This window comes from Pseudoxanthomonas daejeonensis, from assembly GCF_022637495.1.
Lineage (GTDB): Bacteria > Pseudomonadota > Gammaproteobacteria > Xanthomonadales > Xanthomonadaceae > Pseudoxanthomonas > Pseudoxanthomonas daejeonensis.
On sequence record NZ_CP093331.1, the window covers coordinates 205,666 to 227,730 of the forward strand.

Annotated in this window: 19 protein-coding genes and 1 tRNA gene; 10 read left to right on the plus strand and 10 right to left on the minus strand. The window is 67.4% G+C overall.

Annotation, left to right across the window (positions count from 1 at the left end):
• Window positions 1-5 precede the first annotated feature (5 nt).
• A complete protein-coding gene (locus MNQ95_RS00985; RefSeq protein WP_162409012.1) occupies window positions 6-1,871 on the minus strand; it encodes an ArnT family glycosyltransferase in 1,866 nt (621 codons plus the stop codon).
• A gap of 44 nt (window positions 1,872-1,915) precedes the next feature.
• Between MNQ95_RS00985 and MNQ95_RS00990 the strand changes: the two genes are divergently transcribed.
• From MNQ95_RS00990 to MNQ95_RS01005, 4 genes are read left to right on the plus strand one after another with little or no spacing between them, the layout of a single operon-like run.
• Window positions 1,916-2,872, plus strand: a complete 957-nt coding sequence (locus MNQ95_RS00990; protein WP_162409010.1) for an AAA family ATPase — start codon at window positions 1,916-1,918, stop codon at window positions 2,870-2,872.
• Window positions 2,872-3,828 carry a DUF58 domain-containing protein gene (locus tag MNQ95_RS00995; RefSeq protein WP_241953542.1) on the plus strand — a complete coding sequence of 319 codons (957 nt, stop codon included), beginning with the start codon at window positions 2,872-2,874 and terminating at the stop codon, window positions 3,826-3,828. Before MNQ95_RS00990 ends, MNQ95_RS00995 begins: the two co-directional genes overlap by 1 nt.
• Complete coding sequence (locus MNQ95_RS01000) at window positions 3,825-5,783, plus strand: transglutaminase TgpA family protein (RefSeq protein WP_241953543.1); 1,959 nt, start codon at window positions 3,825-3,827, stop codon at window positions 5,781-5,783. The genes MNQ95_RS00995 and MNQ95_RS01000 overlap by 4 nt, the downstream gene beginning before the upstream one ends.
• A 16-nt stretch (window positions 5,784-5,799) precedes the next feature.
• A complete protein-coding gene (locus MNQ95_RS01005; protein WP_241953544.1) occupies window positions 5,800-6,342 on the plus strand; it encodes a Slp/YeaY family lipoprotein in 543 nt (180 codons plus the stop codon).
• Between the two features lie 536 nt (window positions 6,343-6,878).
• Here MNQ95_RS01005 and MNQ95_RS01010 read toward each other — a convergent pair.
• The 4 genes from MNQ95_RS01010 to dnaX all read right to left on the minus strand — a co-directional run bounded on the left by MNQ95_RS01010 (window position 6,879) and on the right by dnaX (window position 10,829).
• Window positions 6,879-7,229: a histidine triad nucleotide-binding protein gene (locus MNQ95_RS01010; protein ID WP_162411585.1), complete on the minus strand. Its 351-nt coding sequence runs from the start codon at window positions 7,227-7,229 to the stop codon at window positions 6,879-6,881.
• Window positions 7,230-7,763: 534 nt separating this feature from the next.
• Complete coding sequence (gene recR, locus MNQ95_RS01015; protein WP_241953545.1) at window positions 7,764-8,360, minus strand: recombination mediator RecR; 597 nt, start codon at window positions 8,358-8,360, stop codon at window positions 7,764-7,766.
• A 93-nt stretch (window positions 8,361-8,453) separates the two neighbouring features.
• Window positions 8,454-8,774 (minus strand): YbaB/EbfC family nucleoid-associated protein, encoded by a 321-nt coding sequence (locus tag MNQ95_RS01020; protein ID WP_162411583.1) that lies wholly within the window; start codon window positions 8,772-8,774, stop codon window positions 8,454-8,456.
• 3 nt (window positions 8,775-8,777) lie between these two features.
• A complete protein-coding gene (gene dnaX / locus MNQ95_RS01025; protein WP_241953546.1) occupies window positions 8,778-10,829 on the minus strand; it encodes a DNA polymerase III subunit gamma/tau in 2,052 nt (683 codons plus the stop codon).
• 143 nt (window positions 10,830-10,972) lie between these two features.
• On the opposite strand from dnaX, the gene MNQ95_RS01030 reads away from it, so the two are divergent.
• Both MNQ95_RS01030 and MNQ95_RS01035 read left to right on the plus strand, forming a co-directional pair.
• Window positions 10,973-11,065, plus strand: a tRNA-Ser gene (locus MNQ95_RS01030).
• Window positions 11,066-11,371: 306 nt separating this feature from the next.
• On the plus strand, window positions 11,372-12,265 hold the full coding sequence (locus tag MNQ95_RS01035; protein WP_162411539.1) for a BRCT domain-containing protein: 894 nt from the start codon (window positions 11,372-11,374) through the stop codon (window positions 12,263-12,265).
• Window positions 12,266-12,645: 380 nt separating this feature from the next.
• Here MNQ95_RS01035 and MNQ95_RS01040 read toward each other — a convergent pair whose 3' ends face one another.
• Entirely contained in the window at window positions 12,646-12,864 is a 219-nt protein-coding gene (locus MNQ95_RS01040) for a polyprenyl synthetase (protein ID WP_241953547.1), read from the minus strand.
• A gap of 531 nt (window positions 12,865-13,395) precedes the next feature.
• On the opposite strand from MNQ95_RS01040, the gene MNQ95_RS01045 reads away from it, so the two are divergent.
• On the plus strand, window positions 13,396-13,926 hold the full coding sequence (locus MNQ95_RS01045; protein WP_162411537.1) for a hypothetical protein: 531 nt from the start codon (window positions 13,396-13,398) through the stop codon (window positions 13,924-13,926).
• 143 nt (window positions 13,927-14,069) lie between these two features.
• Window positions 14,070-14,324: a hypothetical protein gene (locus MNQ95_RS01050; protein WP_241953548.1), complete on the plus strand. Its 255-nt coding sequence runs from the start codon at window positions 14,070-14,072 to the stop codon at window positions 14,322-14,324.
• Window positions 14,325-14,864: 540 nt separating this feature from the next.
• On the opposite strand, the gene MNQ95_RS01055 is transcribed toward MNQ95_RS01050, so the two are convergent.
• The 4 genes from MNQ95_RS01055 to MNQ95_RS01070 all read right to left on the minus strand — a co-directional run bounded on the left by MNQ95_RS01055 (window position 14,865) and on the right by MNQ95_RS01070 (window position 18,267).
• On the minus strand, window positions 14,865-15,344 hold the full coding sequence (locus MNQ95_RS01055; RefSeq protein ID WP_241953549.1) for a hypothetical protein: 480 nt from the start codon (window positions 15,342-15,344) through the stop codon (window positions 14,865-14,867).
• 951 nt (window positions 15,345-16,295) lie between these two features.
• Window positions 16,296-17,207: a bifunctional GNAT family N-acetyltransferase/nucleoside diphosphate kinase regulator gene (locus tag MNQ95_RS01060; RefSeq protein WP_241953550.1), complete on the minus strand. Its 912-nt coding sequence runs from the start codon at window positions 17,205-17,207 to the stop codon at window positions 16,296-16,298.
• 135 nt (window positions 17,208-17,342) lie between these two features.
• Entirely contained in the window at window positions 17,343-17,819 is a 477-nt protein-coding gene (locus MNQ95_RS01065) for a GNAT family N-acetyltransferase (protein ID WP_241953551.1), read from the minus strand.
• A 100-nt stretch (window positions 17,820-17,919) separates the two neighbouring features.
• Entirely contained in the window at window positions 17,920-18,267 is a 348-nt protein-coding gene (locus MNQ95_RS01070) for a DUF6404 family protein (RefSeq protein ID WP_241953552.1), read from the minus strand.
• Between the two features lie 599 nt (window positions 18,268-18,866).
• On the opposite strand from MNQ95_RS01070, the gene MNQ95_RS01075 reads away from it, so the two are divergent.
• Together MNQ95_RS01075 and MNQ95_RS01080 are read left to right on the plus strand one after the other, a co-directional pair.
• Window positions 18,867-20,021, plus strand: a complete 1,155-nt coding sequence (locus MNQ95_RS01075; RefSeq protein ID WP_241953553.1) for a hypothetical protein — start codon at window positions 18,867-18,869, stop codon at window positions 20,019-20,021.
• Window positions 20,022-20,549: 528 nt separating this feature from the next.
• Window positions 20,550-21,953 carry a metal-dependent hydrolase family protein gene (locus MNQ95_RS01080; protein ID WP_241953554.1) on the plus strand — a complete coding sequence of 468 codons (1,404 nt, stop codon included), beginning with the start codon at window positions 20,550-20,552 and terminating at the stop codon, window positions 21,951-21,953.
• Window positions 21,954-22,065 lie beyond the last annotated feature (112 nt).

Below are 22,065 nucleotides of genomic sequence, written 5' to 3' on the forward strand. Positions count from 1 at the left end.
GCATGTTACCTGCCAGCCGCGGCGGGGACGATCTCCACCGGCTGCCGGGGCCATTCCTCGACACTGCCGTCGGTACCGTGCAGTCGCAGACCGAGCCAGCGGCGGCCCGCCTGGCTCTCGGGCAGGTCGACCTGCGCGCGGAAGCCGATGTGGGGCAGGTGCGGGTCGGTGGCTTCGGGGAAATAGCTGCTGACGTCGGCCAGGGAACCGTACTGCGCCTGCGCGACAACGGCATCGTCCAGCACGATCTCCACGCTTGAGAGCCCGACGCCCTCCTTGAATGCCCAGCCCTTCACTTCGAACCGCGGCGGCAGCGCCTGCCCGGGCACGGGTGCGTCGATCCAGGCCATCGCCGGCGCGATGCACGCGCCCGGGTAAGGCGGTGCCTGCGATGCCGGTGGCAGTCGCACCAGCAGGAAGCGCTGCGCGCCATGGTCAACCAGCACGCTGCGCACCAGTGGCAGCGGGCCCAGTGTCTCGCACAACCGGTGGTAGTGCTGCAGCCACTGCCGGAAAGGCAGGTCGCCGGGTGCCAGCACCAGCAGGGCCGGCGTTGCCGGCGGGTCGCCGACGTGCAGGTCCCACAGGCGCAGCTGCGGGGCGCGGCCATGCGCATGGTTGAGGGGATGATCGAGCACCGCGATATGCGGATCGCCCAATGCGAATCCGAGTTCGGCGCCGATCTTGAAATCGTCCACCAGCAGGCGCGTGTCCGGCGGCATCGCCGCCAGCTCTTCGCGCACGGCCGTGGCCAGCGGTTCCCAGCCTGCGAAATTGCGCGGGTAGTGCTTGGAACCCGCGGCCTCCTGGCGCAGCGCGGGCGATGCCACCGCAAGGCACCAGGCCAGCGCGGCCAGCAGGCCGACGGCAGCCGTCGCCCACGCCAGCCTGCGCCAGCCCACCGGCCAGCCTTCCAGCATCATCGCGGCGGCAGGCAGCAGGGCCAGGTAGGCCGGCACCGGCCAGTGGAAGCTCACCCGCTCGCTGTCGGCGAAGAACCCCAGCACGAACAGGCCGGCCAGCACGATCGACCCGAACAGGGCCAGGAAACGCCATTGCGGTCGCGCCGGCCGCCGCTTCCATCCGGTCAGGAACGCCGCCTGCAGCATCGCCCACGCCAGCAACGGGGTGACCACCAGGGCCTGCAGCGCCAGGAAGGCCAGGCCGCCTGCATGCAACGTCCACGGATGCCGGTCCAGCAGCTGGAAGCGCAAGCCGGCCTCGCCGTTCTCGAGGTTCCACAGCAGCAGCGGCAGCCACGCCAGCAGCCCCACCACCAGCGCCAGCAGCACCCGCGGATCGCGCAGCAGGCGCCGTCCCTGCGGCAGCCACAGGATGACCGCGGCCCCGACCACGACCACGCCTGCGAACCGGTAATGGCTCAGCGCACCCAGCGCCAGGCCCAGGGCCAGCTCCAGCGCGGCGAACGGAGTGACCTGGTGCAGCAGGCGCGCGCCCGCATGCAGGCACAGCACCGTCGCGAAGGCGAGCGGCACGTCGGGCAGGGCGAGCACGCCGAGCATGCCCAGCAAAGGCAGCAGCACGGCCAACGTGCCGGCCCTCCAGCCCGGGATCGCGCCGAACCAGCGCCGGCCGATCCGCGCGACCCACCACGGCAGCAATGCGCCCATGACCAGGAACGGCATGCGCAGGGCCAGCGGATGCTCGCCGCCCAGCACCTCGCCCAGGCGCACCAGCCACGCGGTCATGCCCGGCAGGTCCGAATACGCGGACGCCAGGTGCCGCCCTTCCTGCCAGTAGAAGGCCTCGTCGACGAACAACGGCAAGCGCACCGCCACGACCAGTTTGAGCACGCAGGCCAGCGTCCACCATGCAATGAACGCACGCCGCGCGCGATGCTCAGCCTCCATCTGTGCCGCTACACTCCCTATCGAAAACACACTGCAGGAAGACGATGACGCAGTCCGCGGAACCCTCGACCACCATCCTACCTGACGCCTTGCGCGAGTCGCTCATGCAGGCGCAGCGCCAGGTCAACAGCCTGGTGCTGGGCAAGCCGCAGGAGGTCCGGCTTGCGTTCGTCGCCCTGCTGGCCGGCGGCCACGTGCTGATCGAGGACCTGCCCGGGCTGGGCAAGACCACCCTGGCCCACGCGCTGGCAGCGACCGTCGGACTGGCGTTCCAGCGCATCCAGTTCACCTCGGACCTGCTGCCGGCCGACGTGCTCGGCGTCTCGGTCTACGAGGCCGGCTCGCGCCAGTTCCAGTTCCATCCCGGGCCGGTGTTCACCCAGGTGCTGCTGGCCGACGAGATCAACCGCGCGCCGCCGCGCACGCAGAGCGCCTTGCTGGAGGCGATGGCCGAACAGCAGGTCACCATCGACGGCGTCACCCACGCCCTGCCCGATCCGTTCTTCGTCATCGCCACGCAGAATCCGGTCGACCTGTCGGGCACCTTCCCGTTGCCCGATTCGCAGCTGGACCGCTTCCTGCTGCGCTTCTCGCTGGGCTATCCGAATGCGGAATCCGAGCGCGCGCTGCTGACCGGTGCCGACCGTCGCGAGCTGATCGCACAGGCCATGCCGGTGCTGGCCGATGGCGACGTGCAGGCGTTGCGTCGGGCCGCCGAACAGGTCCATGCCAGCGAGGCGCTGGTCGGTTACGTGCAGGCCCTGCTCGCGCGCAGCCGCCAGCATCCGGGCGTGCGCGTGGGCCTGTCGCCGCGCGCCGGCCTGGCCCTGCTGCGCGCCTCGCGCGCCTACGCCCTGCTGCTGGGCCGTGGCCACGTGCTGCCCGAGGACGTGCAGGCCCTCTTCATCGCCGTGGCCGGACATCGCCTGGTCGGCGAAGCCGAGGCCGGAAGCGGCACCAGCCTGGCCAAGGCGGTCCTGCACGCCGTTCCGGTGGATTGATGCGGGCGGCATGGCGCGAGCTGCGCACCTGGCTTGAATCGTTCGAGCGGCCACGCGCGCCGGAGCCATTACCGGTGCGGATCGGGCGCCGCCGCATCTACGTGCTGCCGACCCGCTTCGGCCTGTTCTATGCGCTGCTGGTGCTGGCCATGGGCCTGGGCGCGCTGAACTACAACAACAACCCGGCGCTCATGCTGGCCCTGTTGCTGGGCGCGTCCGGCCTGGCCAGCCTGATCGCCAGCCACCTGCAGCTGTCGGGCCTGCAGATCGATGCGATGTCCGCCGAACCGGTGGCGGCCGGCGAAACGTCGTGGTTGCGCCTGGCGCTGTCCACGCGCGATGGCCGGCGCCGGCGCGGCCTGCGCGGCGACCTCGACGGAGCCGTGGGCTGGGCCGGCACCGGCGAGGACGGCAATGCCGAGCTCGCCCTGCCCGTGCCCACGCACCGACGCGGCTGGCTCGATCCCGGACGCATCCGCCTGTCCACGACCCAGCCGCTGGGCCTGGCCCGCGCCTGGTCGCGGGTGTGGCCGCGGCAGCCCCTGCTGGTCTATCCGCGCGCCGAAGCCCATCCGCCGCCGCTGCCCGATACCGGCATCGACGCGCAGCGCAGCCGCGTGCATCCGCAGGGCGAAGAGCCGCACCAGCTGCGCGCCTACCGCAGCGGCGACGCGCCGCGCTCGATCGCCTGGAAGCACAGCGCGCGCCGCGACACCCTGGTGGTGCGCGAATACGAACGCGCGCAGCAGCAGGACGTCCTGCTCGACTGGAACACGCTGCGCACGCTGGGATACGAAGCGCGGATCTCGCGCCTGGCCGGATGGGTCGACCTCGCCGAACGCGACGGACGCCGCTATCGCCTGCGCCTGCCAGGCCAGCCGCACCTGGGCCCCGGCCGCGGCCCCGAGCACCACCACGCCTGCCTGCGCGCCCTGGCCCTGCTGCCCGACGCATGAGCGCCCTGACCGCCACCGCCGACGCGCAGGCGCACGTATTGCTGGACCGCGGCAGTCGCGGCTGGGCGCTGGCCGCGGCCGCGTTCGCCCTGCTGCCGCTGCTGCTGAACCTGCCTTCCAGCCTCGGCCTGGGCTTCGGCCTCACCGCACCGGTGATGGCGCTGCTGGCCTGGCGCAAGCCGCTGCCGGCCTGGCTGCGCGCGGTGCTGGCGCTGGCCATGATCCTGGCGGTCCTGGCGGTACTGGGCACGCGTCCGGGCCGTGACACCGGCTGCGCGCTGCTGGCGGCGATGCTGGCGATCAAGCCCAGTGAACTGCGCACCCTGCGCGACGCGCGCAGCCTGGTCGGATTCGCGCTGTTCGCGCCGTTCGCCGCGTTCCTGCTCGACCAGGGCCCGCTGGTGATGCTGCTCGCAGTGGCCGCGTTCCTGGCCGGGCTGCTGACCCTGCAGCGACTGGCCGACCTCGAGGCGGGCATCGCGCCGCCGACGCTGAAGCAGCGCCTGACCACGACCGGACGTCTGGTCGCGATCGGGCTGCCGCTGGCGCTGGTCGCCTTCTGGCTGTTCCCGCGCCTGGGCACGCCGCTGTGGGGCGTGCCCGAACGCGCGCTCGCGCGCCCGGGCCTGTCCGACAGCATGAGCCCGGGCGGCTGGCTCGACCTGCTGGCCGACGACACGCCGGCGATGCGCGCGCAGTTCCATGGGGCGACACCGCGCACCGACCAGATGTACTGGCGCGGACCGGTGCTGCTCGATTACGACGGCCGCACCTGGACCCGTTCGCGCTGGCTGGAGGGGCTGCCGCCCCCGCCGGTCCAATCCGGTCCGGCGCGCTGGTCCTACGAGCTGGAAGTGGAAGCCACCGATCGGCGCGACCTGCCGGCGCTGGACCTGGTGACTGCCCCGCCGCAGGACGTGCAGCTCAGCCACGGCTTCAGCCTGGTCACCGCGCGTCCGCTGTCGGTGGCCGCACGCTGGCAACTGCAGTCGGCACCGCCCGCCACGTTCGATCCGAAGCTGCGTCCGATCATGCGCCAGCACGCGCTGGCGCTGCCGCCCGACCACGATCCACGCACCCGTGCGCTGGGCCGGCAGTGGCGACAGGAAGCCGGCGACAACGACCAGGCGATCGTCGACCGCGCCCTGGCTTGGATCCGCGCCGACTTCGCCTACACGCTCGACACCGGCCTGCCGGGCCGCCACGCCGTCGACGAATTCCTGTTCGACACGCAGCAGGGCTTCTGTGAACACTTCAGCTCGGCGTTCACCGTGCTCATGCGCTCGGCGGGCATCCCCGCGCGCGTGGTCACCGGCTACACCGGCGGCTACCGCAATCCGTTCGGCGACTACTGGATCGTGCGGCGCATGGACGCGCATGCCTGGGTCGAGGTGTGGCTGGACGGTCGCGGCTGGGTGCGCGTGGATCCCACCGCCGCGGTCGCGCCCGAGCGCATCTACGACACCCTCGAGCAACGCGCCGCCAACGCCGGCGGCGGCATGGAAATGCTTGGAATAAGCAGTTTTGGCGACCTGGCCGACTGGATGCGACGCGGCTGGAACGACCTGGTACTGGGCTTCGACGCGACCCGTCAGCAGGCGTTGCTGAGCCCGCTGGGCCTGGGCAAGCTGCAGCCTTCGCAGCTGCTGGCACTGTTCATCGCATTCGCCGCCTTCGCCCTGGCGGGCATGGTCTGGCTGCTGGCCCGCGGCGAGCGCGAGCGCGACCCGCTGCTGCGCGCCTGGCACCGGCTCGGCCGTCGCTACGCCCGGATCGGGCTGGGCCGCCCGGCGCACGAACCGGCGCTGACCTGGGCCACCCGGGTCGCTGCCGCCCACCCCCGCAGCGGGCAAGCCCTGCTCGCGCTCAGCCACCGTTTCGCTGCAACGCGCTACGCTCCAGTCCAAGGGGGGATGCGCAAGCTGCTGGACGACCTGCAGCGGCATCGCCCCTGATCATCAGGAGGCCACCATGTCCGCCCGCATCCCTTCATTCCGGATTGCCCTCGCCGCCGCCACGCTCGCACTGCTCAGTGCCTGCGCGAGCGCGCCCCAACCGCTGCAGGGCACTTTCCTCGGGGTGACGCCCGAGCAGGCCGTCGTCGGACAGCAGATCGGCGCGAGCGTGCGCTGGGGTGGCCGCATCGTGCAGACCCTGCCCGGTCCGGACAGCACCTGCTTCCAGGTCGTGGCCACGCCGCTCAACGCCACCGGTCGTCCCGACAGCAACCTGGCCGACTCGGCGCAGGGCCGCTTCGTCGCCTGCCGCGCCGGCTTCTACGATCCGGAAGTGTTCGCGCCCGGTCGCGAAGTCACCTTCGTCGGCCGCGTGCAGGACACCGACTCGGTGCGCATCGGCGAATACGACTACCGCCTGCCGCGGATCGCCGCCGACGTGGTCTACCTGTGGCCGGTGATCAACGAGATCCGCGTCGTCTCCGATCCGTGGGGGCCTTGGGGCCCGTGGGGTCCGTGGGGCGGCCCGTGGGGACGCTGGGGCTACTGGGGCTGGTAAGCCCAGCCGCGCGATCGCAATGCAGAACGCCGCCTACAGGGCGGCGTTCTGCTTTTGGGGTCAGGACGCTATCGATCGGGGCGCAGGTGCCATGGGGTCGGGGCGCTGCTGGTTCCGGAACGCCTTGGGGTCGGGGCGCACTTGGCGTCGGGATCACCTGGCGTCGGGCGCACTTGGCGTCGGGAGCACCTGGCGTCGGGAGCACCTGGCGTCGGGAGCACCTGGCGTTGGGAGCACCTGGCGTCGGGAGCACTTGGCGTCGGGAGCACCTGGCGTCGGGAGCACCTGGCGTCGGGGGCACTTGGCGTCGGGAGCACCTGGCGTCGGGAGCACTTGGCGTCGGGGGCACTTGGCGTCGGGGTGCACCTGGCGTCGGGAGCAGTTGGCGTCGGGACTTGACGTCTAAGCACCCTGGCGGCGGGCGCATTTTGCGTCGGAGCGCTCTCGGCGTCAGGACGCCCTCGGCGTCGGTGTTTTGGGGCGTCGCTTCGGGATCCGGGTGCGGGGATCGGCGCGTCAACGCGCGGCAGGCGCGCTCACGGCGTGCCGAAATGGCCCAGCGGCGCGCCGGCCAGCAGGTGCAGGTGCACGTGGAATACGGTCTGGCCGGCGTGTTCGCGGCAGTTCATCACCACGCGATAGCCATCCTCGGCGAAGCCCTCGCTGCGCGCGTACGCCGCCGCGGCGAGCATCAGCCGGCCGAGCAGTCCGGCCTGCGCCGGCGTGGCGTCGTCCAGGGTCGGGATCGCCTCGTGCTTGGGAATGAACAGCACGTGCACCGGCGCCTGCGGGGCGATGTCCTTGAACGCGAGGATGTCCTCGTCCTCGTAGACGATCGTGGCGGGGATTTCGCGGCGGATGATCCTGCCGAACAGGGTGTCGCTCATGGGGGGCGTCCGGTGGCTGAAGCGGAACGGGAAGGATAGTCCGGATTGCCGGCGATGCAGGTGTCGATGGGCGGCGAGGATCGCCGGTGGTGGAGGAATCCAGCGCGGCGAATCGATCGGCAGGTTCGAATGCGCATCCTCCGGGCAGGTCGCGTTGAATGCCGGTGCGCCCGACCACCTCGGTGTCGCGGTCGTGCCCGCTCCTACAAGGCGGGATGTCGGGGGTGAAGCACATGGGGTCTACGTGGCAATGCATCGCGCACGGTCGTTGTAGGAGCGGGCATGACCGCGACACCGAGGCGGCCAGACACCCCCGCCCACACCGCAACACCCCCGTTCGCCCCCACGGCGCATCGCCGTTCGTCGCACGACGCACTGCCCTTGCAGGAGCGGGCACGACCGCGACACCGAGGCGGTCAAACGTCTTCGGCCCGTACCCCGCACATCGCGGTTCGACGCGCGCGACTTACGGCCTTTGTAGGAGCGGGCACGACCGCGATACCGAGGCCGTCGCACATCTCCCGGGCCGCCGCCCTACAGCGGCATTTCCCCACGCGAACCAAACGCGTGCGACAGCGTGCCGCGATCCACGTATTCCAGCTCGCCCCCCAGCGGCAGCCCCTGCGCGAGCCGGCTCGGGCGCACGCCATGGCGGCGCGCCAGTTGCGCCAGGTAATGCGCGGTGGCCTCGCCTTCTACGGTGGCACTCGTAGCCACGATCAGCTCGACCACTTCACCGCCGCCCAAACGTTCCACCAACGCATCCAGGCCCAGTTCGCGCGGGCCCACGCCATCGAGCGGCGACAGCCGTCCCTGCAGCACGTAGTACAGGCCGCGGTAGCCGGTGGCGGTATCGATCGCCAGCCGGTCGGCGGGCGATTCGACCACGCACAGCTGCTGGCGATCGCGCCCGCTGCTGGCGCACACCGCGCACACTTCGCTTTCGCTGAAATCGCGGCACTGGCTGCAGTGGCCGATGCGCTCGACCGATTCGGCCAGCACTTCGGCCAGCCGGCGGCCGCCGTCGCGGCCGCGTTCGAGCACGTGGTAGGCCATGCGCTGCGCGGTCTTGCGGCCGACGCCCGGCAGGACGCGGAACGCTTCGATCAGCTGTTCGAGCAGGACGGACATCGGCGGGGTCGTTGTCGGTGCGAAGTCACGGGCGAGCGGCTCGCATGGCAGGGATCAAGCAGGATCCCCGCCCCGCACGCCGCCACCTGCGCATCAGAACGGCAGCTTCATGCCCGGCGGCAGCTGCATGCCCGCCGAGGCGGCGCCCATCTTCGCCTTGGACTCGGCGTCGACCTTGTTGGACGCGTCGTTGAACGCCGCGGCGATCAGGTCCTCGGCCATTTCCTGGTCGGCGAGGATGCTCGGGTCGATCCGCACCTTGCGGCACTCCTTGGTGCCGGTGAGGGTCACGCTGACCATGCCGCCGCCGGCGCTGCCGGTGACCTCGATCTGGGCCAGTTCTTCCTGGGCGCGCTGCAGGTTTTCCTGCATCTTCTGCGCCTGTTGCATCAGTTGGGCGATATTGCCGCGCATGGTTCAGTTCTCGTCGATAGGTCGGATGGAATCAGGCACGACGCGGGCGCCGTGCTGTTCGATCAGGCGCTTGACGCCCGGATCGTTGAGGAAAGCATCCTCGGCCGCGCTCTGGCGTGAATCGCGCTCGCGGTCGCGGCGCTGGTTGAGCGTTTCCGCCTGCGCCTGGCCGGTCTGGATCACGATCTGCGGCGACGCGCCCAGCGAAGCGGACAGCGCCTCGGCCAGCGCGCCCGTGGAGCGCTCGGTGCGCAGGTATTCGAAGCCCGGGTCCAGCGCCAGGGTCAGCACGCCCTCGGCATGGCCGACGAAGGCGGTATGCGCCGCCAGTTCGCGCGCAGGACCCTTCAGGTCGCACATGCCCACGCGCCGCAGCCAGTCCTCGGCATCGAGCACGCGGTTGCCGCTGTCCACGCCAGCGTTGCGTGCCGGCGCCGGCGACGGCGCAGCCGCGGCGGGTGACGCCGAAGCGGCCGGCGATACGGCCGGCGCCGCCGGGATCACGATGCCCGGATCCAGCGCGGCCGCCGCAGCGGGCATCGCACTGCCGGTCGGCTGACGCGACGGCGACGCAGCCGCGCCCGCGCGGGCCGACGGCGCCGGATCGACGGCAGGCGCAGGCGCCTCCACGACCGGTGATCCGGAACGGACCGCAGCCGACGGCTCCGGCACGTCCCACGGCGGCGGATCCAGCGCCGGCGCAGCGGCGACAACGGCCGGCGCACGCGCTGGCGGCTCCGCGGAAGTGCCCGCTGCCACGCCCTCATTCGATGGCGCACGGGCAGCAGCCGCTGGCGTCGCATTCGAAGACGGCCTGGCGCCAGCCACCTCATCAGGCGCAACTGAAGACGGCCCCGCAGCAGCACCCGCAGTGGAGGCCCCCGAAGACGCCCTCGCACCCGCCGCCCCACGCACCGCCCCACCCGCATCCGCCCCCGTGCCCGCACCCTGCCCGCCCGCCATCGGCCCGGCATCGGCCTCCGGGCGGAACGCCAGCATGCGCAGCACGCTCATTTCAAAGCCAATGCGCGGCGCCGGCGCCAGTTCCAGGTCGCGACGCCCGTTGACCGCCATCTGGTACCAGAGCTGGACCACTTCCGGGCGCAGGCGCGCGGCATATCCCGAGACGTCCAGGCCCTCGTCGTCGCGCGACGCGCCCGGCACCAGCTGGCGCACCTGGATCCGGTGCAGGGCCTCGGCCAGCGCCTCCAGCACGTTGCCCCAGTCCGGCGCGAACCCGGCCACGGCCTCGATCGTGGCCAGCAGCCGCTGACCGTCGGCATCGGCCAGCGCATCCAGCAACGCCGCGACCTGGGTCCGGTCGACGCTGCCGAGCATGGTCCGCACCGCAGCCTCGTCCAGCGCGCCGCCGGCATAGGCGATCGCCTGGTCCAGCAAAGACAGGCCGTCGCGCAGGCTGCCATCGGCCGCGCGCGCCAGCAGGCGCACCGCCCCGGCATCGGCGCCGATCTCCTCGGCGGCCAGGATCTTGGTGATCTGGCCCTGGATCTGGTCCTCGTCCAGCCGCTTGAGGTTGAACTGCAGGCAGCGCGACAGCACCGTCACCGGCAGCTTCTGCGGGTCGGTGGTGGCGAGCAGGAACTTCACGTGCCCCGGCGGCTCTTCTAGCGTTTTCAGCAGCGCGTTGAACGCCGCCTTGGACAGCATGTGCACTTCGTCGATCAGGTAGACCTTGTACTGCCCGCGCGAGGGCATGTACTGCGCGTTCTCGATCACCTCGCGGACGTCGTCCACGCCGGTATTGGAGGCCGCGTCGATCTCCAGCAGGTCGATGTAGCGCCCCGAATCGATGTCGGTGCAGGCCGCGCAGACCCCGCACGGCTCGGCGCTGGTGCCCTTCTCGCAGTTCAGCGACTTGGCGAAGATCCGGGCGATGGTGGTCTTGCCCACCCCGCGGGTGCCGGTGAACAGGAAGGCGTGATGGACCCGCCCGGTATCCAGGGCGTTACCCAGCGCGCGCACGACATGTTCCTGCCCGACCAGCTCGGAAAACCGCTTCGGGCGCCACTTTCGGGCGAGGACGAGATAGGACATCGGACACCGTTTCGACCGGAAACGGCATTGTGCCACGCCCGCCCCCGGGCCGGTCCCGGACCCCGACCGCGCTTGTGGCAAGTGCCCGCGGGCGCTAGAATTCGCGGCCCTGACCGGGCCCTGCGGGGCTCCAGACAGGATCCGGAGAGGTGTCCGAGCGGTTGAAGGAGCACGCCTGGAAAGTGTGTAAGCGTCTAAACCGCGCTTCGGGGGTTCGAATCCCCCTCTCTCCGCCAGTTGCGCAAAAGGGCCCCTCACGGGGCCCTTTTCTTTTGCGCAACTGGCGGAGAGAGGGGAGCTTGATTCGAACTCCCCGGTTCGACCATCCGCGCAGCGGGTGGACACGACGGCGAAGCCGTCGCCCCGAAGGGGCAAGGCGCAAAGCGCCGCAGTGCATCCCCCTCTCTCCACCTTGGCCACTGCACCTGCTTTCCTGCCGTCTGGTAAAGCGATTGCAGCTGCGTCGGGATTGCAGCAGAGTCCGTACCGTCAAGGCGACTGGGGAGTCGCTACTGGCTTTCGTGGTACTCGGGAGGGTGATCATGCATCCGGATCAGAAGAGATTCGCGAAGTTCACTGGCAAAGCTCGCTTGGACAAGTCGATCAATTCCCTCTTAGGCATCATCGAGGGAATTGCAATCGATGGCCGTATCAACGAGTTGGAAATCAGCTACCTGGCGTTATGGCTCTCAGAGCATCGAGAGATAGAGAACCTTCACCCGTTCAATGAACTGGTACCGCGCGTCGCAGCGGCCATGGCGGACGGCGTACTCGACCAGGAAGAACGAGAAGACATCCTTTGGTTGTGCAAGCGGCTTCGATCACGGGAGTTCTACGACCAAACCACTACTGACCTGCAGCGCCTCCATGCCATTCTCGGCGGCATCGTTGCTGACACCCGAATATCAGAAGAGGAGCTGCGCGGACTTTCGGACTGGATGGAAGAGCATCCCCACCTGAAAAGTTGCTGGCCGTTCGACGAGATCGGCAGCCTCATAACCGCTGTGCTTGCGGACAAGAAGATCGATGAGAAGGAGCACGAGATGCTGCATGCGTTCTTCTCGGAATTCACCGCGCTCCTGGACTCCAGAACCATAACCAAGGCTCCCATTGCCGAATCGGGGCCGATCCGCGGCCTATGCGCTGTCGATCCAGAAATTACCTTCCTCGAACGCGGCTTCTGCTTTACCGGCTCTTCGCCGCGATTTACGCGGCCGCAGATTGAGGAACTCGTCCAGGAGCTAGGTGGGACAGCTCACGCCACTCCATCCAAGAAGGTCCACTACCTAATCATTGGCGCCGAGGGAAACCCTTGCTGGGCTTTCTCGTGCTATGGGCGGAAGGTAGAAAAGGCCGTCAAGCTCAGGAAGGCAGGAGTACGCGTGGTCATCGTCCACGAATTGGACTTCCATGATGCAGTCGCGGACCACCGCTGAACTCTCCAACTGCATGCTGCAATCAGGGCACCGGCGTGCATCTGACAAACAACCCGACCTGACGTGAACCTGACCCAATCTTGATTGCGTTGCTGTGCGCGCACTAATGAGTGAAATGGCAGAGATCCTAACGTCGAATAAGCCGGAACAATCACAAGGTGCAAGCGCCGAGCTTGGGTCTTAGAAGCGGAAACAGAGTCGAACCTTGGGAAGAACGAGGTCAGGTTTGAAAACAGGGGTCAGAGTGCACTTTCCCTGGATGCTGATCCGCGACGACGACATACCCAGCCTGGGTCAACTCCGGAAAGTGCACTCCGACCCCCGCTTCCAGATCCCGCTTCCAGTGCCTGAATTGGGCCCGGGTGTCCGTCGCAACGGATTCAGCGCTTCAGGCCCGCTACGATTTCCGGAACGCTGAGCCCGATCTCGAGCTGCACGCGTACGTAATCACGCTCCTTGCGCGACAGCGGGCGGCCGACCTCCAGGCGGATGTCCTCCGCCTGCAGGATGCGCATGATCCTGGGGAGCGCCGAGCCGATGGCGTCCTGGCCGTAACCGGCTTCGCGGAGAGCGGTGTGGATCAGTGCTTCAGCGTCCATGGAGCGTCCGGATGATGATCGGCGCCGCATTGTGCGCCATCTGCGAATCATCCGGCGAAGAATGGGGTCAGGTTCACTTTGACTCCAGTCCGCCCCCATCTGGGACAAGAACTGAACAGGGGTCAGAGTGTGCTTTCCCCGGTTGCTTGTCCGCGACGACATACCCGGCCTGGGCCGACTCCGGAAAGTGCACCCTGACCCGCGTTTCTGGCAGGGCGCTTGCGCTTGAGGCGTGTTCCAGCTGCACCGTGAGCCGACCCTCTCCCCACTTCAAATGATGCCGCCGCGAGCGCGGCCATCAAGTTTTGGGGTGCCTCACAGTGACGTAACCGCGCCAGGTCCACTGTGGATGCGAGCGGAAGGCTCAGGGCCAGGCGTCGGACGAAGGCGGAAAGCAAAAGGTCTAGATGTGCCGTCGCATGTTATATGGAAGGCCGCGCACTGCGCGGCTTTTTTGTCAGCCGAAGTCGACAACCGCAAAGGTCGGCACCGGGCCTTGCCCTCGCTTCTTCCCCGCCACAGGCTCGCAGCATGACCACCGGAATGTCGATCCGACCCTACAGGACGCGTGAAAAATTCGAACACGAATTCCACGCGGTGATGGAGTGGCTGCGTTCCTACAACGGCAACGACAAAACTTACCGGCAGTTCGAGGACGAGTATCAGAAGGCGGCCAAGACCCTTGAGACCTTGTTCAAGCTCAGGGATCTTCCGGAGGACCTGCGGACCTGCCGCCATGAGCTATACGACACTATCGCCAGTCTCGGCCTCAGTCGCTTCGCGCAGAGCGGCGAACCCCCGGACGAAGAGCTGATTCGCAACCACCAGATTCCGGGCGGCATGCCAGTTAACCGGCACCGATCCCCGCCGCGACCGGACATCCTGCGCATGCTGGCTGACATCGAGTTCGGGAACCCGGGAGCGCAGCCGACCATGCTCGGAGATCGCATCGGCAAAGGCAGGCTCCATTTCGCCGCGCTCTGGCTATCCGAACAGGATGCAGCCTGGATTGAGCACGAGTTGCAGCGAATGGGGCTGATTCCAGGACAAGACCACGAATGACCCCACTGGCGGCCGGAGCTGGTGCATCCGTGAGATAAAGCGGGAGCGAGACACGCGAAGCGAGCCACCCGGTGCCACCCTGGCCGCGTTCCGTCCCGTTCTCGATAGCAAGCGCCCCCCTACTGCGAACACCGGAAGGCTGCATGAGCAATACGCCCGCCCTGCTTGACAAGCTCCACGACTGGATCGTCGCGTGGGATCCGACGGGAAAGACCTCCGCTGAGTTCGACAACGAACTGAGAGCCGCGAACGCCAAGCTGGAAGGACGCGTCGACCGGGACGAACTCACCCCCAAGGAGGTGGAGACCTACAGCGTCCTGATGTCGTTGGCCGACGCCCGCGGATTCTTCCGGGTCGACAAGTCGCCAGACGATCTGAACGGCTCCACGCCCCCGTGAAGTGAAGTGAAGTGAAGTGAAGTGAAGTGAAGTGAAGTGAAACAGGGGGTCAGGGTGCACTTTCCCCAGCCAGCAGCTTCGTAGCTCCGGTCACTGGCCCGCCCGTTCCAATCACCGAACCCCCGGCGCTCGGTGCCCCCCGCGCATCGCCCGAACCCACGCGCCAGTCCTCAACACTCACGCACCACCATTTTCCATACGCCCATGCATGGAAAACACTCGCGCACCCGTTCCAGGCACTCACGCATGAGTATTTTCCATGCGCGCACGTATGGAAAATACTGACACGCCAGTTCCCAACACTCGCGCATGAGTGTTTTCCATGCATTCGCGTATGGAAAACACTGGCACACCAGTTCCCGGAACCCGCGCGCCAGTTCCAGACACTCGCGCCCCGGTTCCCGACACTCGCGCGCCAGTGCCGGGAACTCGAACCCCCCGCCCCGCCTGCGTTCCCCGCCATCCGGGCACGAAAAAGCCGGGCGGAGTCGCCTCCGCCCGGCTTCGGTCAACCAGCTGCCCGGCCGCACCGGGCAGCGATCACACCGGCTCGACCGCCTCCTCGTCCTCGTCCTCCTTGCGCCCGGCGCGCGCGAACCGGCTGCCCAGCTCGCGCCGCTGGTCCTCCAGCCCACTCGCCCGCCCGCTGACCTTCAGCAGCGCATAGCCCTCCAGCGCCGCCGACATCACGTCCGCGCCCAGGGCCAGCAGGGTGTCCTCGCCGCGGGTGGTGAGCAGCTTGAGCCGGCGCAACCGCGGGCGCAGCGCGTCCAGCGCGGCCAGGTCGTCGTTGGCCTCGGGCAGGCCCAGGGCCGGGGTGACCACCTGCGGGTTCTGCTGCAGCACCTGCAGCACGCTGCGGCAGAACACTTCGGACTTCTTACCCATCTTGGCCAGGCCACGCACCTCCGCGGTGGTGAGCGAGACCAGGCCGCCCAGCTTCTGCTCGATCACGAGCAAGGCGGCATCCAGCGCGGCCAGGTCTTCGGCCGAAAACGACAGCGATACGAGGTTCTTCATGTGCAGGTTCCTTTGCATCGGGAAGGGATGCCCCCGCTCCTGGCCACCGGCGCCGCCGCTCGCCCGCCGGTGCCAGGTCGATGGGGGGATTCCAGTCCCCACCGCGGGTGGCGGCACAAGGATGCCGACGCTGCGGAAGTTCGATATCAGGGAAAGCGGTCCCCGCACGTAGGAGAAATGCCCGGCGGGATTCGGAGTTTTCCTACAGGCGGTCGGCGGTGGCGCACGCGGGCGCCTGCGGCTGCGCGGGAATCCCGGACGGGGCCCGCACGGGTTCGACAGCCCGCCCATCGGAGGGCGATGTCGCAAGGGGTCGGAAGCGGACGCTCGGTGGGAGGGTTGGATCCGGTTGGCCGGAACCCTCGCGGCCTCGCTGCCGTGCGCGGCCACGCTGCCCGGACTGGCGTGGCTCGGCAACGTCGCGACCCTGGTCCCGGTAATGCCGCACCGGGTTGCGGGCGAGCGCCGCGCCACTCGGAGTAACCAGCGGCCCTGCCTACCGGGGAAAGTAGGCAGGGCCCGCGCGCAGGCTCATCCGGACAGTTCACGGCGACACGCGGTGCTGGTGCGCGCACTATCCGCTTGTGAAGGCTCGCCGCCTATCGGGGAATGCCTGACATCACGTAGGGAAAATCCCGATCGCACGCACCCCGCGCGCGGCCGGTTGCAGCGCTCTTCATCGCGCCCATCGCCGAATTCTGCGGATGCGTCTCCGCCCAGGCCATTACCGTCAGGCTTGGCTCTCAAGGACGCGAAGATGGCCCCCGTGCTGATCGTGCTTGGGTTTGCCGTCCGTTGGGGCTGGTTGCGAGCGTCCTGCGTCCGCGCCACATCCAACGTTAGCGCGTCTGTCCCCCTCGACGACGGGAAGGTGGCAGCCTTCGGCCAGGAGCGGACTGTCGAATGGCCATCGTCTCCAGGCCATCTCCTCCCAGGTCCGCAGCGCGCAGGCTAAAGGTGGAAATTGCCCGTGGCTTCGGGCTGGTAGAGCACTTTCTCGATCCGGATACGGCGGGTCCGGTCCGGCATCCGCCAGTCGAGGGCGTCTCCCTCCCGGTAGCCCAGGATCGCGGTGCCGATGCCCGAGCAGACCGACAGTTTCCCGGCGCTGCAGTCAGCGTCCTCCGGGTAGACCAGGGTCACCTCCACGGCTTCGTCATCGAGCTGGAGCAAGGCCCTGGAGTTCATCGTGACCACATCACCCGGCACCTGCCCGGGATCGACCACGGTGGCGCGCTCGATCTCATGCTCCAGTTCGAAAACAGCCGGGTCCCGCACGAATGCGAGCAGGCTGCTGAGCCGATCCTTGTCGATCTCCGTGATGTGGATGTTGGCGGCATGCCCGGCAGGGGTTTCGCGCAGGAATTGGCGATAGCGCATCGCGGTCATGGCGAAGGACTTCAGGGCAGGTGCCTGGCTTTCAGCCACGAACCCGCAGCGCTCGAAGGCTCTCAGCGAACGCGCGTTGTCCGGGTGGATCCTGGCGATGAGCCTCTCGGCGCGCATCTCCAGGAAGGCGAGCTTCATGCTTTCGCGGATCGCGGCGGCGCCGAGCTGGCGTCCCCAGTCGTTGCGGTTGCCGATGACCAGGACCATCTCGCAATCCGGCCCGGTCTTGACCAGGCGGACGAAACCCACCCGCGCGTCATGCCGGTCGTAGGCGATGAAGAACCGGCCGCCCTGGTTGAAAAGCGGGGTCAGGATCGGCGACTGGACCCGGCCGATGACCTGCGCGATGAACCGCGAGACATGGCGCGAATCGCTCAGGTAGCGGGTGACGCATTCGTCCTCCAGCCAGTCCATCAGCGTAAGCGCGTCAGTCCGGGTGATTTCCGGACACAGCGAAATGAAAGGCCTGTTCATCTTCACCCAATGGGAGCAGCAAGAATGAAAGCCCTTCATGGCCCGGCCATGACGGTTCTTTCGACAAAGGAATTTTAACCCGGCGCACCGGCGAGGTCACCCGATGCTTTGGGTCGCCCCGTGCGTCATGTCGCATCACCTCATCTGATGGCGCAGTGCCTTGCACATGCGCGCATTTGCCAGTTCGACACCTGCGACGGCCACCGTCTGACGCTCAACCACAACAAAACCATGCTTGGAGAAGAACGGCTCCGCAGAAAGACTTACGTCGGCAGACAGCTCGGAAATGCCGCGCCTGGCGGCAACGCCACAGATGTGACCCATGAGAGCGTTGCCAACGCCACGGCCGGCGAATCTACCCGATACAAAGAAGTGATCGATGTAGCCAGGCCCCTGGAGGTCTGCGTAGCCGACTACCTGACCCTCCGACACTGCGACGAATGGCCGCAGTCGAGCAAGCTTGCTGGCCCACTCCTGCCTGTCATAAGCGATGGGCGCCCATGCGTTGATCTGTTCTGGCGTGTAGAACTTTGCGGCCAGATCGTGCACCGACGACACAAAGACACCCCGCAAAGCCTCTTCTTCGCCTGGCATGAAGTTGCGGATGATCATGTCAGCAGGCCAACTACCTTATAGGGCAAACATGGAACTGGCCGACGAGAACCAGTAACGGATCATGGCGACCAGCCCGGTAATGCCCAGAACCAAGACCCTACTGGAAGTCTCGCCAAAGAGGGAAGCGGCTGTTTCGTTGCTGACTCTTGAAAACTGCGGCCATGGCCAGCCCGTAGAGAACTCCTCCGACAATAGCCCCCACAACCGTGGCCATAGGCGATTCGATCGGTGACCAGTACGGCGCGTTGAGGACAAAATACATCGCCAGCCCGAACATGCCGCCGAACAGCAGGGTGAGTCCAGCAAAGCTCATACACAGGGGTGGGGCTAGCGGAATGCCCAGGCGCCACGCCAACCTGTGAAGCGGAGGGGCTGCTTGCCACCGATTGATCCCCAAAGCTTCGGCCTGGGCCAGGTAGCTCTTCAGTTTTTCCTCGCGGCGCATGGATTCCCCTTGATCGCCAATACGACAACCGCTGAAGTCCCGCGCGGCGTCCAGTCCGGCTTCACCGAAAGATTACGCAGCTGATGGGCGAACCGTCCCAAGGCATTGACTGGACAGGCTCCGCGGTAACTCGCGGGGATCCGCACCCTTGGTTGAGCCTGATCTTAGGTGGCCTACTGCTGATCAACAAGCAAACGGCAAGGTGGACGAGGCTTGCCACCTTTGCCGGGCAAGGATGTCCGCTTCGAGTCGGAAGCGGACACTGGCTGGTCGGCGCTGGGAGGGTGGTCGGCCGGCTCCAGCTGAACTCTATAACCGGCTCCCGTAGATCCCGATTTGGATCGGAATCGAGCCTCGCTGATCGGCCCCGTCCGGCGGTCAGCCACCGCTGGAGCGGTGAAGCAGGGCCCCAGTGCACGCAGCTTCAGCGCGCGCTTGGAATCCCGGCAGCAGACGGCATACACTGGCCGCGGCGCCCGCCCTGCTTGCACACGAGCAAAAACAGGCCGTAACCCCTGATCGACTCTTCTTCTGGCCAGCTGCCGGGGACTTAAACGTGTGCGCCTGACCCGGATCGGCTTGGCCGTCGAGGACGAGTTATGACCATCAAGCAGTATGCGTTTCGTGTCCATGGGCACCTTCGGGCACAGGGCTCTGCGTCACTTACCCGCAGCCAGGTCCACGAGCTGCTGGCGGCCGCCGCCGGATTTGCTACCCATGCCGCGTTCCATCACCAGGCCGCGTGGTGCGACGTGGCTTGGCGCGATACCGGCCTCTCGCCGGATGAGGACCGCGTCATCCAGCGGTGCCTGCACTTTGGGCTGACACCCGAGGAGGCCGCACGCGTAGCCCAAGGCCTGGCCAGCTTCCTCGGCGTATCCGGCTACGCACCGGTGCGCTTTGAGGAGCTAATTGATGCGCTTGATAGCGATGAAGACGAGTGGGCGGAGGATGACGAGGCGGAGTCGCCTGTCACTTCCCACTGGCTGTCGATCGCCCTAATCAGCCGCATGCGGCAAGGCTTTGATGCGCTGCTGAGCGAGCTTCCATTGCTGCTCGAAGGGTTGGAGGCGGCCGCGGCGCGCGACATAGCCGCTGCGCACTTGGCGACGGCATATATGCTCGAGCCGTATGGGGGCCTGCCAGAAGAGGACGATCACCGTTTCGGTCGCGAACTGCGCCGGCGTGGTCAGTGGTCGGCCGAGCCAGTGGGCTTCGCGGAGATTGCCGCGGGCGCAGACGGGTTCGTTCGGGTCGTGGCCAAACATCGGTACCACCTCCTTGCGGCGGCACGGGGCGGGGATAGGCGCGCAATGCTGCTCACCGCGGAGCGCTACGGTGATCCTGGGGCGCTCGAGCTCGAGCCATCGGATGAAATGGATCCGTACGACATGGCTGACTTGGCCGATGCGCACGGTCGACCCGAACTGGCCTACCAATGGCTGAGCGTGCTCGCACGCGAGGGTGATGTATCTGCCATGCGCGAGCTCATCGAAGACCGGGGCGAGACACCGTTCCGCGCTTGGGTCTGGATGCACCTGTCGAGCATGCTCGGACGTGACCTGAGCCAGGACCGGCATGAAGCGATCAACGAGGACGGCACTCCGTATGACGACGATGTTGGGGGGGCAGTGTATGTCGGGGGCGTCGACGGAATCGAATTGGCGCCACTCACGGCCGAGGAGAACAGGCGCGCCAAAGAAGAGGCTGCTCAGTTGTTCGCCGCAATCGAGGCGCGCTACGAACTGACCTGATCAAGTTCGGTCATGGGCGGGCTCCCGCTCAGGGGGCTCGCCCGGATTCTCGCGTGGACGTGCACCATGCGCGCACCGTCAGATTGGTCTCACGCGCCGGGGGCAAGCAGGTTGCGTCGCTGCAATCGACCAGGTCCGCTTCCGGCCATAAGCGGACGTCGAACGCCTGAGTCAAGCCGACCGGCGAAGCCGGTTCGGCTTGAATGAATTGTCAGGCACCTGCGCCACGAAGTCTCGCGTGCACGGCCTCGGGCACCATTACGGCGGTACCCGCCGGAAGTGCGCCTGGTCCAGGGAAGTGGGCCACCTGAAACCGATTGCTGGCGAAGGCATGACCTGTTTCCTGTCTCGTACCTGCATAGACATGCTCCCGTCGTCGTTGTCGATGAACTGGGTGCCATGGATATGCGACTTGCCCCTTTTGGCGTAGAACGCGACCGGCAAGTAGCGCAAAGTTGCTAGGCTCAGCCTCACTCCGGTCCACTGAATGTGTCCGCCCAACGGGCCGACCGCCCAAAAGGAAGAACCATGCACCCTGCGTACTCCGCTCAAGGTAGCAAGCTTGTCGGTTTGCTGGTTTGCGCCATCGGGATTCTGGCTCCCGTCAATGCAATTGCGCACCAGGCGCCCCGGGATCTTTCCACCGAAAATCCTGTCGCGGCGAGCGCGCACCAAGCGGTGCTTTTCCGCAATGTGCGGGTCTTCGATGGACGCTCCGGCGAGATCTCGCAGCCCAGTCACGTACTGGTACGCGGCAACCGAATCGAGACCATCTCGGTCGAGCCGATCGACGCTTCAGGCAAGCAGGTAGTTGAAGGCAACGGTCGCGTGCTGATGCCCGGCCTGATCGATGCCCACTGGCACACGATGCTGGTCGGCCTGCCGCTACAGGTAGCGATGACCGCCGACCCCAACCACCTTGCAGTCACCAGCAGCGTCGAGGCCACGCGCACCCTGATGCGTGGCTTCACCACGGTGCGCGACTTGGGCGGATCGTCCTTTGGCCTCAAGCGGGCGATCGACGAGGGTGCTATCCCGGGTCCACGCATTTACCCGTCAGGGGCGATGATCAGTGTCACCAGCGGTCATGGCGACTTTCGCCAAGCCGCAGACCTGCCGCGGATGCAGGGGGGGGCCGGCTCGCGCTTCGACCTGCTGGGGCACAGCGCGATCGCCGATAGCCCTGACGAGACACGGATGCGGGTACGCGAGCAGCTGATGCAGGGCGCCAGCCAGATCAAACTCACGGCCGGCGGCGGGGTTTCATCGCCTCACAGTCCCCTGGACGCGGTGACCTTCACCCCCGAGGAACTGCGCGCCGCAGTACAGGCCGCCACTAACTGGGGCACCTATGTCGGCGTCCATGCCTACACCCACGAAGCCATCAGCCAGGCGGTTGCCGCCGGCGTGAAGGTCATCGAGCATGGCCACCTGATGGACGAACAGACCGCCCGGCTGCTGGCGCGCGAGGGCATCTGGCTGAGCATGCAGCCGTTCCCCGACCAGGTGTCGGATGCCTTCCCACCCGGCTCGGAGCAACACGCACAGGCACAGGCGGTGCGGGCCGGCGTCGGGAGCACCTACGAGTTCGCGCGCCGCCACCGGATCAAGACCGCGTTCGGTACCGATATCCTGTTCTCCAGCACACTTGCGCGCGCGCAAGGCCAGCTGTTGGCGAGCCTGACCCGCTGGTATACGCCGGCCGAGACGCTGGTGATGGCTACCGGAACCAATGGCGAACTCTTGCAGCTGACTGGCAAGCGCAATCCGTACCCGGGGGAGATTGGTGTGGTTCGCGAAGGGGCGCTAGCCGACTTGCTGCTGGTCGATGGCGATCCGGTCGCCGACATCTCTCTGGTGACCCGGCCAGAGCAGAGCTTCAAGGTCATCATGAAGGATGGCGTGATCTACAAGAACACGTTGCCCGATTGATCGCGGCACGCCAACCGCATCGCATGTGACGGAACAACGTCGCTCAGAGAGAGATCAGGACCCCCCGTTGACCCCATCCTTTGGCCGGCGAGACTGTGGACCTCGATTGGCT

Bases quoted from the DNA above. Each gene is read 5' to 3' on its own strand.
- MNQ95_RS00985 (WP_162409012.1), bottom strand. From the start codon at position 1,871: ATGGAGGCTGAGCATCGCGCGCGGCGTGCGTTCATTGCATGGTGGACG.
- MNQ95_RS00990 (WP_162409010.1), top strand. From the start codon at position 1,916: ATGACGCAGTCCGCGGAACCCTCGACCACCATCCTACCTGACGCCTTG.
- MNQ95_RS00995 (WP_241953542.1), top strand. From the start codon at position 2,872: ATGCGGGCGGCATGGCGCGAGCTGCGCACCTGGCTTGAATCGTTCGAG.
- MNQ95_RS01000 (WP_241953543.1), top strand. From the start codon at position 3,825: ATGAGCGCCCTGACCGCCACCGCCGACGCGCAGGCGCACGTATTGCTG.
- MNQ95_RS01005 (WP_241953544.1), top strand. From the start codon at position 5,800: ATGTCCGCCCGCATCCCTTCATTCCGGATTGCCCTCGCCGCCGCCACG.
- MNQ95_RS01010 (WP_162411585.1), bottom strand. From the start codon at position 7,229: ATGAGCGACACCCTGTTCGGCAGGATCATCCGCCGCGAAATCCCCGCC.
- recR (WP_241953545.1), bottom strand. From the start codon at position 8,360: ATGTCCGTCCTGCTCGAACAGCTGATCGAAGCGTTCCGCGTCCTGCCG.
- MNQ95_RS01020 (WP_162411583.1), bottom strand. From the start codon at position 8,774: ATGCGCGGCAATATCGCCCAACTGATGCAACAGGCGCAGAAGATGCAG.
- dnaX (WP_241953546.1), bottom strand. From the start codon at position 10,829: ATGTCCTATCTCGTCCTCGCCCGAAAGTGGCGCCCGAAGCGGTTTTCC.
- MNQ95_RS01035 (WP_162411539.1), top strand. From the start codon at position 11,372: ATGCATCCGGATCAGAAGAGATTCGCGAAGTTCACTGGCAAAGCTCGC.
- MNQ95_RS01040 (WP_241953547.1), bottom strand. From the start codon at position 12,864: ATGGACGCTGAAGCACTGATCCACACCGCTCTCCGCGAAGCCGGTTAC.
- MNQ95_RS01045 (WP_162411537.1), top strand. From the start codon at position 13,396: ATGACCACCGGAATGTCGATCCGACCCTACAGGACGCGTGAAAAATTC.
- MNQ95_RS01050 (WP_241953548.1), top strand. From the start codon at position 14,070: ATGAGCAATACGCCCGCCCTGCTTGACAAGCTCCACGACTGGATCGTC.
- MNQ95_RS01055 (WP_241953549.1), bottom strand. From the start codon at position 15,344: ATGAAGAACCTCGTATCGCTGTCGTTTTCGGCCGAAGACCTGGCCGCG.
- MNQ95_RS01060 (WP_241953550.1), bottom strand. From the start codon at position 17,207: ATGAACAGGCCTTTCATTTCGCTGTGTCCGGAAATCACCCGGACTGAC.
- MNQ95_RS01065 (WP_241953551.1), bottom strand. From the start codon at position 17,819: ATGATCATCCGCAACTTCATGCCAGGCGAAGAAGAGGCTTTGCGGGGT.
- MNQ95_RS01070 (WP_241953552.1), bottom strand. From the start codon at position 18,267: ATGCGCCGCGAGGAAAAACTGAAGAGCTACCTGGCCCAGGCCGAAGCT.
- MNQ95_RS01075 (WP_241953553.1), top strand. From the start codon at position 18,867: ATGACCATCAAGCAGTATGCGTTTCGTGTCCATGGGCACCTTCGGGCA.
- MNQ95_RS01080 (WP_241953554.1), top strand. From the start codon at position 20,550: ATGCACCCTGCGTACTCCGCTCAAGGTAGCAAGCTTGTCGGTTTGCTG.